The sequence below is a fragment of the Vogesella mureinivorans genome, assembly GCF_007644035.1.
In the GTDB taxonomy this organism is placed as follows: Bacteria; Pseudomonadota; Gammaproteobacteria; order Burkholderiales; family Chromobacteriaceae; genus Vogesella; species Vogesella mureinivorans.
The window spans coordinates 1-256 of sequence record NZ_VMTV02001061.1; the positions used below are offsets into that span (position 1 = coordinate 1).

Annotated in this window: 1 protein-coding gene; it reads right to left on the reverse strand. The window is 43.8% G+C overall.

The window, feature by feature from the left end; all coding sequences use genetic code 11:
* Window positions 1–256 (reverse strand): isochorismatase family protein (locus tag FLQ44_RS22745; RefSeq protein WP_147696168.1); only part of this gene is annotated, 256 nt, incomplete at both ends.

Sequence of the window (256 nt, forward strand, 5' to 3'; positions counted from 1 at the left end):
GTTGTAATGAGCCGTGCAGATCAATTGCTTTGGTCGCATCAGAAATCACAAAGGTCTTAAAACCTAATCTAGCCGCGTCCATAGCAGTCCACGCGACGCAAAAGTCTGTCGCAATGCCAACAATATATACAGTGTCGATCTGACGTTCTCGCAAATACCCTGCCAAACCTGTTGTGGTTTTATGATCTGCTTCCATAAAGGCTGAGTAACTGTCAATGTGCGAATGAAAACCTTTACGAATAATCAATTGCGCAGT